Source organism: Citrobacter sp. S46_ASV_140, from assembly GCF_018919545.1.
Lineage (GTDB): Bacteria > Pseudomonadota > Gammaproteobacteria > Enterobacterales > Enterobacteriaceae > Citrobacter > Citrobacter braakii.
The window spans coordinates 1-9,951 of sequence record NZ_JAHLRC010000125.1 but is presented as its reverse complement, the minus strand read 5'-3'; the positions used below and the strand labels follow the sequence as shown (position 1 = coordinate 9,951).

The 9,951-nt window shown below is 50.5% G+C and carries 9 protein-coding genes; 5 read left to right on the top strand and 4 right to left on the bottom strand.

From position 1 onward, the window contains the following. The first annotated feature begins 108 nt into the window (after positions 1 to 108). From KQJ19_RS20090 to KQJ19_RS20075, 4 genes are all read left to right on the top strand, one after another. Positions 109 to 435 carry a hypothetical protein gene (locus tag KQJ19_RS20090; RefSeq protein ID WP_016152147.1) on the top strand — a complete coding sequence of 109 codons (327 nt, stop codon included), beginning with the start codon at positions 109 to 111 and terminating at the stop codon, positions 433 to 435. 369 nt (positions 436 to 804) lie between these two features. Next, a complete protein-coding gene (locus KQJ19_RS20085; RefSeq protein ID WP_047358081.1) occupies positions 805 to 1,311 on the top strand; it encodes a hypothetical protein in 507 nt (168 codons plus the stop codon). 14 nt (positions 1,312 to 1,325) lie between these two features. Beyond that, positions 1,326 to 1,577 (top strand): membrane lipoprotein lipid attachment site-containing protein, encoded by a 252-nt coding sequence (locus KQJ19_RS20080; protein WP_016155920.1) that lies wholly within the window; start codon positions 1,326 to 1,328, stop codon positions 1,575 to 1,577. Between the two features lie 80 nt (positions 1,578 to 1,657). Further along, a complete protein-coding gene (locus KQJ19_RS20075) occupies positions 1,658 to 2,461 on the top strand; it encodes an MBL fold metallo-hydrolase (RefSeq protein WP_216404047.1) in 804 nt (267 codons plus the stop codon). 69 nt (positions 2,462 to 2,530) lie between these two features. On the opposite strand, the gene KQJ19_RS20070 is transcribed toward KQJ19_RS20075, so the two are convergent. Both KQJ19_RS20070 and KQJ19_RS20065 read right to left on the bottom strand, forming a co-directional pair. Next, positions 2,531 to 4,975, bottom strand: coding sequence for a trimethylamine-N-oxide reductase 2 (locus tag KQJ19_RS20070; protein WP_047501839.1), 2,445 nt, complete (start codon positions 4,973 to 4,975; stop codon positions 2,531 to 2,533). 20 nt (positions 4,976 to 4,995) lie between these two features. Continuing rightward, positions 4,996 to 6,090 carry a NapC/NirT family cytochrome c gene (locus tag KQJ19_RS20065; RefSeq protein ID WP_216404046.1) on the bottom strand — a complete coding sequence of 365 codons (1,095 nt, stop codon included), beginning with the start codon at positions 6,088 to 6,090 and terminating at the stop codon, positions 4,996 to 4,998. Positions 6,091 to 6,618: 528 nt separating this feature from the next. On the opposite strand from KQJ19_RS20065, the gene uspF reads away from it, so the two are divergent. Beyond that, the gene (gene uspF, locus KQJ19_RS20060) at positions 6,619 to 7,047 is read left to right on the top strand and encodes a universal stress protein UspF (protein ID WP_016152141.1); all 429 of its coding nucleotides are present in this window, start codon (positions 6,619 to 6,621) and stop codon (positions 7,045 to 7,047) included. A 240-nt stretch (positions 7,048 to 7,287) separates the two neighbouring features. Here the strand turns inward: uspF and torD are convergent, their stop codons facing one another. Together torD and torA are read right to left on the bottom strand one after the other, a co-directional pair. Next, on the bottom strand, positions 7,288 to 7,902 hold the full coding sequence (gene torD / locus KQJ19_RS20055) for a molecular chaperone TorD (protein ID WP_191220270.1): 615 nt from the start codon (positions 7,900 to 7,902) through the stop codon (positions 7,288 to 7,290). Then, on the bottom strand, positions 7,899 to 9,951 hold a 2,053-nt coding region (torA, locus tag KQJ19_RS20050), incomplete at its 5' end, for a trimethylamine-N-oxide reductase TorA (protein ID WP_216404045.1). The genes torD and torA, both read right to left, overlap by 4 nt.

Below are 9,951 nucleotides of genomic sequence, written 5' to 3'. Positions count from 1 at the left end.
GATATATATCATCACCGATTCTCTGACATAACCGTCATAGTCCTGTCACGCCGCTGACAGCCCTCACCAATTATAATTTCTTCCGTAAACCCAAACAGGAGAAATATGATGAATAAGATATCCTCTTTTTTCGCTATCGCGTTTTTTATTTCAGCTGGCGTTAATGCGGCAGACACACCCAAAATGCATCAGCAGGCCGCAGCAGCCCATGAAATGATGAATAACAGCAGTGCCCCTGCACATCAACAAATGGCGCAAGAACACGTCGCGCAGACGAATAATTCAACGTCAACACCATCCCAGGCACGCCCTTTTTCACAAATGAATAAACATGAAAAAGCGATGGTCGTTCACCAGTCAGTGAATAACGGTCATTCATATGCCCATGAGGTTCAGGCCAGGCAGCACCGCGCACAGATCCCCGCGCAAGGGTAACGTTGCCCTGTGTTGAATAAAATGTCCATCAATACGCTATGTATGAATATTGCGGACAAAACGCGCCACGCAGGCCTGTACATTTACAAGCCTGCGTTCCTGCCGTTAATGTCAATATTAATATTTCTTTAAACACTTCATTAAAAAGTAAATATAATTAAGCGTTTTATCCCACTTGTATAAACTACGTAATTCACCTGCTTGTAATGTTGCATATTACAGCCCCCACACCCTCACCATTAATATAAATTAGGATTCCCCCTGGTATGCGTCATTAATATTTAATGGGAGACTGCCGTCGTCGTAAACATGACATTCAAACAGTTCGTATTCCTATAAATAAACTTAATGATGATAGTGAGCAAAAAAATGAAAAAACGTCTGCTGACCCTCTTTGTCCTCGGCCTGACAACGGCCACAACGGCATGCGCAATTACCCCGGCAATGCAGAAAAAGTATGAACATTCAGGCTGTACGCAAATGAGTGAACTCAATGGCTGCGATATCAATAAATCCTATCAGTGGAACCGCGATCATGGCTTTATTGAGAACGGCAACAGCCAGCAGAGCCGTCATCATCGTCATGGTGAAGAGCAGCAAAATACCGCTGACCGGGATAACCACGATAATGCCGATATTTACGGCAAATTCAGCGGAAATTACGTAGCCAAATTTGCCAATGGTCAACGCAGCGTTGATATTCACGTCGAGGGTTCCAGCGTGTACGTCAATGGTAATGAAGTGCGTGACGTAAATACCTATCAGGATACGATGACTTTCCGTGTCGGCTATGCCACTTACACCATTAAAACGAATGGTCGCGGTAGCTGGAATGACAGCGATGCCGGGAATGCTGGCAAAATTGTGCGCGAGTAACGGATACCGCCACAATGAAAAAACTGATTTCCACGTTGGTTATTATGGCTAGTCTGTCGGGCTGTGCCGAACATCCTTACCTTTCTGCAGCCGCTGCTGGTATTGGGGCCGCAGCAGTTGCCACGGCGATCGCTAATCACAAAAACCGTGAAGCCAACCGTGATAAAGAGCATGAACGCCAGGAGCGCGAGCAAAGGGAGAACCAGCATGCGTGGCGGCATCGTCACCATCACTCCGATGATGACGGCCATTACTATCACCGCTAAGTCAGCACAAAGAGCGCTGCGATCACAGCGCTCTCAACGGTCATGTATTACAGTATGCCGTTTTAATACTGGAGTCAGGCATGGCATTAACCCTCACGGTATTGCTTGAAAACAGGCGCGCTACGAGCGCAGATAAATCATTACGGGCAAAGCCTGGATTAAGTCTGTTAGTTCAGGATGAAACCACCACCATACTATTTGATACCGGCCCGGACGACAGCTTCATACTTAACGCCGCGCAAATGGGCGTAGACCTGACGCAATTCACCGCCGTGGTTCTTTCGCACGGCCATTACGATCACTGTGGCGGCGTGCCGTGGCTGGCGGATAACAGTCGTATCATTTGCCATCCCCAAATAGCCTGCGAGCGGTACGCCTCAATAACCCTGGCGGGAACGCCAAGAAAAATAAAAAAACTCTCGCGTGATAACGACTACTCTCGACTAATCATGGAATACACCCGTGAACCGTTGGCGATCAGCGATCGATTTTTGTGGTCCGGCGAAATTAGTGTCGCCACTCCACAGGCCTATGGCGTTATTAGCGATAAAACACCTCAACCGGATTACATCAGCGACGAAGGCGTATTGATCTATAAATCTGATCGCGGGTTAGTCATCATTACCGGATGCGGGCATCGGGGAATAGAGAATATCGTACGCCATTGCCAAAACATCACCGGCGTTAACCAAATTTACGCCCTCGTCGGTGGGTTCCATTTACGCACCGCCTCCCCCGCTAAGCTATGGCGAACCCGACAATTTATTAAGCAACAACAACCAGAAAAACTACTCGGCTGTCATTGCACCGGTTCGTGGGGTCGATTGTGGCTACCGGGAACTGACGCCCCGGCAACGGGAGATGTGATTGTGCTGGCAGAGTAACGGCGATAAGACATTGCCATACCAGCAATAAAAAGCGGGAGCCTTACGGCCCCCGCTTTTCAACCATCATTACAGAGTGACGATTGCTGGCTCATCAAAGACGGTGAGTTTTGGCGCTTCGCCGGTGAATTTTTCTGCGTATACCAGGCTGGTATTCCCCGCGCAGCCATTCGCCAGCCTTGAGGTTGGGATATCCGCCGTCAGCACGTTCGCGCCGCCATTTTTGCAGATACCGTTCTCAATATCTGGCCATGCGCCTTCATGGATACAGATGATTCCCGGTTTGATACCGTCACTGATGTGTGCCCCCACCAGCACCTGTCCACGCGCATTCCATACGCGTACCAGATCACCCTCGGCAATACCTCTGGCTTTCGCATCATCCGGGTGAATCGTTACCGGCTCACGATTGGCAATCGCGTACTCTTTGCGCAGCGAAGCGTAGTTCAACTGACTATGCAGACGATGTGCCGGGTGCGCCGTCAGTAGCTGCAGTTGATCTTTATCCGCAGTTCCTTTCCATTCATCGGGTTCAATCCATGACGCATGCGGCGGACAATCTTTGTATTGATAGCCTTCAATCGTTTTTGAGTAGATTTCTATCTTACCGCTCGGCGTTCCAAGCGCATTCATCACCGGATCGCTGCGGAAATCCGCGTAGCGTACATATTTGTTATTCTTTTCATTCTCACGCATTTCGATTAGTTTGTTTTGCTGCCAAAACGCGTTGAACTGAGGCATGGCGATACGCTGGGCGCGGGCGGCTTTTTGTGCGGCATCATAGAACTGCTTCAGCCACGCCATTTCATCTTTGCCCTCGGTGTAGACCGCCTTACCGCCAGGCTTGAGCATCTCCGCCAGATCGGCAAATACGTCAAAATCACTGCGTGCTTCAAACTGCGGCTCAATGACCTGCTTCATCGGCACCAGATGTTGGTTACTGTAATCACCGGTCATGGTCAGATCGTTGCGCTCAAACGACGTGGTTATCGGCAGGACTATATCGGCATGTTTGGCCGCTGCGGTCCAGTAGCACTCAGAGATGACAACCAGTTCAGGCTTCTGCCAGGCTTTGATTAAACGGTTAGTATCCTGATGATGGGTAAAGTTAGCGCCGCCCGCCCACCAGATCATTTTGATATCCGGGAAGGTTTGCTCTTTACCGTTATGCTGATATTTGCCGCCTGGATTTTCCAGCGCTTCGACAATTCGCGCTACCGGCAGGCTGATCACCGCATCGGAAACCGCCCAGTCGTTACCCGCAGATGACCCACCCTCAATTTGGGCGGAGATGGCTGGCAATACTCCCCCGGTACGCGTTGGGTTACCACCGTTGGAATAGTGATAAGAGAATCCGAAACCACCGCCTTCGGTACCAATTTGCCCCAGCATCGCCGCCAGAGTCACCAGCATCCAGTGTTTTTGCTCACCGTATTGCTGGCGCTGAATCCCCCAACCCGCCATGAGCATGGTTTGATTGCTGGAGAAAATTTCCGCCAGCTTCTCCAGTTGCTCCGCAGGCACGCCGCACACGCCGGAAGCCCACTCGGCGGTTTTCTCTATTTTGTCGCTCTTGCCGAGCAAATACTCTTCAAACTGCGGATATCCGGTGGTGTATTTTTCCAGGAAGGCTTTGTCATGGAGATTTTTCTTCACCAGCGTATGGGCGATCCCTAACATCATCGCCACATCGGTCCCCATATGTGGCGCAATCCAGGTCGCATTATCACCAAAGAACTCAATGGTTTCGGAACGCATCGGATCGATGGCGATGACGCTTTTCCCTGATTTCTTCAGCAGATTAAAGTATTCAATCCCCTGTTCATCCGTGCTGCTCCAGGCAATCTTGAGGGTATTGAGCGGGTTCATACCCCACAGCACCACGACCTGACTGTGCTCAAGCACCATCGGCCAGGTGGTTTGCTGCTCATAGACTTCAACCGATCCCACAACGTAAGGCATGATCACCTGCGCGGCACCGGTTGAATAATCTCCGGTATGACCTGCGTAACCACCGGCCATGCTCATATAGCGTTGCAGTAAGGTTTGCGCTTTATGCAGAACGCCGCTGGAGCGCCAACCATAAGAACCAGCAAATATCGACGCCGGGCCATAGCTGCTACGGATCCGGCTATGCTGCTCATGTATCAGTTTCAGTGCCTGCTCCCAGCTAACCCGCACGAAAGGATCGCTTCCACGTTTACCATCCGCATTACCCGGGTTTTCCAGATAGCTTTTGCGCACCATCGGATATTTTACGCGGATATTGGTATGGACCTGATCCGGCGCGGTTTGCTGTAACGAGTTCGGCACCGTTTTAGGCAACGCGCCTTTTGAGGAAACCACTTTGCCATCTTTTACTTCCACGTATACCGCGCCCCAACGTGCTGCCGTCAGAATCGCTCCGCCATTTTGGCCTTCGGCCCAGGCCGGCATTGGGATCACCGAAGAAATCGCCATTGTCCCGGTTGCCGCGCCGGCCGTCTTAATAAAGTCACGTCTTGTGAGTTTCATGATTTCTCCTGATTTATCGCTTATTTGTTCATGTCTTTAGCGTTGTACTGGAAGTAACGGCTCAGGATATCCAGTTCGTTTTCACTGATATTGGTGCGAGCGCCCATCCCTTTTGCTACTGAAGGCCAGGCGTTGAGGGTGAAATGATTCGCCGGAATTGGCGCATGGCAGCCCGCGCAGTACACATTGTCGAGTTTGCTTGCGTAATCCCACATCGGTTCACGGCTGGCGAGAGCGGAACCGCTCCATTCACCCTGCAGCACGACATCTCGCCAAACATTGCCGTAATCATCTCTTTTCCAGTCGGAGAGGATCTTCAGCGATTGCTGACCTTTTTCACTCAGGCTGGCAAGAATCAAACGCTGTCCTGCCGCGTAGTAAATGACCTGTTCATTTCCCTGCATCTGGCTACCGCGAATCTCGACCTGTCGCGTATTGTCCGTTGTTTTCAGAACCTGCATTTTTGTTGCCGGGTAAACGGTTCCCAAATCGCCCAGCGCGGTGTTGCTTACGGCATAAAGCTCTGTTGCCGAAGCAGGGGTGGAGGCTGACTGCGCTTCAAGCCCTTTGAGCGCGCTGTCATCCATTTTTATTTCAGGTGGGAAATGGGCGACGCCTTTGTGGCAATCAATACAGGTTTGCTTTTCCTCGATGCCCATTTTGTGCATTTTCTGGGCCTCTGCGCTTTGTGCGGCAAGATCCATCGCGTCCATGCTGTGACAGCTACGGCAGGTCGCAGAATCGCTCGCTTTTAGCTGTGCCCAAACGGTTTGCGCCATCTCCAGACGGTGTTCTTCAAATTTTTCTGGGGTATCGATTTTTTTGGTTATGAACTGATGATAAACATCTTTTGAGGCCCGCAGTTTAGCCACCAGATAATCCAGGCCGCCCTGGGGGATATGACAATCAGCACACTCTGCACGAATACCTTTCTGATTCTGAAAGTGAACCGAACCGGTATATTCCTCATACGGTGCCTGCATCGTATGACACGATAAACAGAATTCCGTGCTTGAGGTTTTGTGCAACGTCCATTGCCCTGCCAAAACGATAACAGCACCAAGAACAATGCACAGCAGCATCGTCCCGAGGATGGTTTTATTTATTTTTCTCATCTTTTATTCCCACAAGATGAATACCCTTTAATGGGTAGACAATAATTACCCTAACGCGGCTACTTATTGATATTCATCAAACGCAGAGGGAAATGAGAATCAGCATGTGGGTAAGTTTGAAGGCGCTCGCATAATTAATACGAACGAAATTAAATATAAAATACCTTTTTAAATTCAGATAATTAAACCAAATCCAAGGTTTAATTAACCATTAATTATGGAAACGTCAGAATAAAAGTTTGATGAGTGCTGAATGGCATTAAAATTATGCCCTTGGCAATAGTCGCTATATAATAAAATATATAATGAAAAAACATAAAAACGAACCCTTTTCTATTACGTGATAACACGTATTAATGAAGATACCCCTCTTGTGGTTGTGCTCAGATATACATTCAAGACAAGACTTGTGACACACACCTATCATTGACGCGCATTTATGCATGCAACCTTGATCTGGTCACTTATTATACAGATTCGATTTTCGCTACACTCTGGGTAGAGGTAAACAAACAGGAGGTAGTGAATATGTATCGCTCAATTCTGGTGCCCATTGATATCTCTGAAACCGATTTAACCCGCCATGTTGTTCCACAGGTCCTGGCGCATGCCAAAACCGCTAAGGTCCACTTTTTAGCCGTTATTCCTACCGTTCCGTTCTATGCCTCGCTGGGGCTGGCTTACTCAACAGAATTCCCGGACAGAAGCGGTCTGCAGGCCAAGGCCAGCGAAAAACTCGAAGAGATTATTAAGCAGTTCAATATTCCTGCAGGCAGGAGTCAGACTCACGTCGTTTACGGCCCGCCGAAGGATCAGATCCTCAAACTGGCGGAAGCGGTAGACGCTGAGCTTATTGTTATTGCCTCACATAAGCCTGGTTTTAGCACTTATCTGCTGGGTTCAACGGCGGCTGCCGTAGTACGCCATGCAAAATGTCCCGTGCTGGTTGTGCGGTGATAGGGCTAAAATGGGGGCGAATTTGCACTAACGTTTATAAGTTAAGCATTATTGAGCACATGTGATTCTTGCTCAGGGTTCCGTTCACCTCAGTGGTAAATGTAGCAATATACCGGAGGCAACAGATTCATTGCCTCCGGATGTCCCACTCTCAGTTACTCATTACGCCCATTCATTTTCATTAAAATGACAAGCATTAGAGCGAATGTATTCCCGTTTTTCTGTGGCTTAGGCCATCACTCAGTTCTGAATATCCAGCCTGACCAGTGCCAGCAACAGCTGACTCAGCGCACCGTAGAAACCAAAGTCATCATAGCGGCGGCATTTGGCGGTGAATTCCGGTAACCAGCGTAACAGCCCCGCCAGCGTTTCTCTGCGCAGCGCATCAATACGCTGGCGGCTAAACCCGGACTCTCCCAGAGAAAAATGCAGATGACTCAGCAGTTCGATAAAAATTGCCAGATGATCGGCTGACTCGCTAAACGTTTCGCTTACCTGCATGCCAGCATCGGCTAACAATCGTTTAATGACCCCGTAATTCGGCCCTCCTTCAAGATGGGCCGACGCATAGGGTAACGCCGCGTGTTTTTCCGTCATCAGAAACAGGCTACAAAAATCAGCCGCCAGTTCGAGGGTTGCGTCCTCACGCACCTGAAGCGCAGCAATTTTCTCCTCCAGCTGAAGGACTTCCGCTTCAAGCGACGGTTCACCTTTTAGCACCGCGAACCACTCAGCCATTTCGCTGGACTGCAAAAGTGCCAGGCTGTCATCGTCACGTTCCCGGGAAAACAACTGCGCCAGCCAGGCGTAAACGCAGGCCATCTGTTCTGTTGTCAGGGAAGAGTGTTTTATCATGACGATACCTTCTCCGCCGGAACGTATTCGCACTGCGCCACCATTTTTATCGGGCCGCTGAACGCCGTCACGTTATCCACCTTGCCGGTATATTTCTCAATTTCCACCAGCGTGGTATGAGCGCTGGTCGCCTGTGCCAGTTGAGACGTGCCGATATCGATTGTTAATACGTTCGGATTGCCGTATTTACACAGCGCCCCAGTTTCTCCGCCGTTATCAGGGTCGTACCAGGCACCTTCATGAATACGCGCCACGCCTGGCGAGTAGAGATCGGAGACAACCGCCCCGGCCAGTACTTGTCCACGTGCGTTAAACACACGGACAATATCACCGTTGCGAATCCCCCTGACGCTGGCATCCTGCGGGTTGATAAACACCGGCTCTTTACCACTTACCGCATAATGCTTACGCAGCGCTTCAGATTCACAAAGCTGCGAGTGCAGACGGAAATCAGGATGAACGGATTGCAGATGCAGTGGCCAACGCTGCGACCCGGGTCCACCATGTGAGCGTTCGATTTTCTCAAACCACATCGGATGCCCCTGGCAGTCGTCATACTGCATACCTGCAATGGTTTTCGAGAAAATTTCGATCAAACCGCTCGGCGTGCCCAGCGGCTCAAGATCGGGGTCTTCGCGGAATGCCTGATGACGTACAAACATCTGCGGATGTTCGAACTCAACGTACTCTTGCTGATTCCAGAAAACGTCAAAAGCGGGGAGATGAACGCCGCGCCCTTTCCCCTGCTGGCTTCCTTCCTGCCAGATCCGTTTCAGCCACCCCATCTCATCCAGCCCTTCGGTAAAGGCTTCTTCACGATTAAAGCGGCGGCAGAGATCGCGGAAAATATCGAAATCATTACGTGCTTCAAATTGCGGCTGCACCAACTGTTTCATGGCGATAATGCCGCGGTTGGAGTGGTTGCCATACTGGTCAAGATCGTTACGCTCAAACTGAGTCGTCGCGGGCAATACGATGTCAGCGAATCGACAGGTCGAGGTCCACTGATTATCGATGGCGATAACGGTTTCCAGCTTACGCCAGCCCTCAATAATACGATTGATCTGCTGGTGACGATGGAAAGGGTTGGTCCCGGCAAAAACGCACATCTTCAATGGCGGCAACTTGACGGTTTTGCCGTTCCAGTTAATTTGTTTACCCGGCTCAAGAATCGCATCGATAAAACGCGCGATCGGGATGGTGCTGCTGTACCCCTTATAATCAGTGCTGTCATGCACAGGAGGTACGGTGGTGGAGCCAGAAAAACCGCTCAGGATAATCCCTTTTCGGCTTGGCGTGCCCGCGCCGTTGTAGTGCCAGCCAAAGCCGAAGCCACCGCCGGGTAAGCCGATTTGTCCAAGCATTGAGGCCAGCACCACGATCATCCACGCCCACTGTTCCCCGTGCTGCATACGCTGGACGCACCAGCCGGCAATAATCTGCGTTCTTCCGCCCGCCATTTGCCGCGCCAGTTCACGAATCGTATCGGCATCAATCCCGCATATTTTTTCCGCCCACTGGGCATCTTTAGGCTGTCCGTCACTTTCCCCCAGCAGATAAGGCAGAAACTGCTCAAACCCTACGCAGTAGTTATCGAGAAAATGCTTATCGTAGAGCTTCTCGGTATAAAGCGTGTGCGCCAGCGCCAGCTGTAGCGGCACATCGGCCTGCGGATTAACAGCGACGTGTTTAACCTTGTCGCGGCCCAGGTAGTCGTGCGTCGAGGTGATGACCGGATCAACACTGATAACCGAGATCTCGCCGCGCGCCACTTTTTCTTTCAGTTGTTCGTAGTATTCATAAACATCATGATCCGGGCACCACCAGTTCGCCTGCTGGTTTTTAATCAGGTCGGAACCCCACAGCACAATCGTTTTGCTGTTTTTCAGCACCAGCGGCCAGGAGGTCTGCTGTTCATATACCTCCATTGACCCGACCACGCGCGGCAGAATCACCTGGGCTGCACCAGTGGAATAGTCGCCCCCGGTACTTACGCTGTTGCCGTGCAGCGCAATGGCGCGCGCCAGCATCCCCGAGGCGTTATGGAAC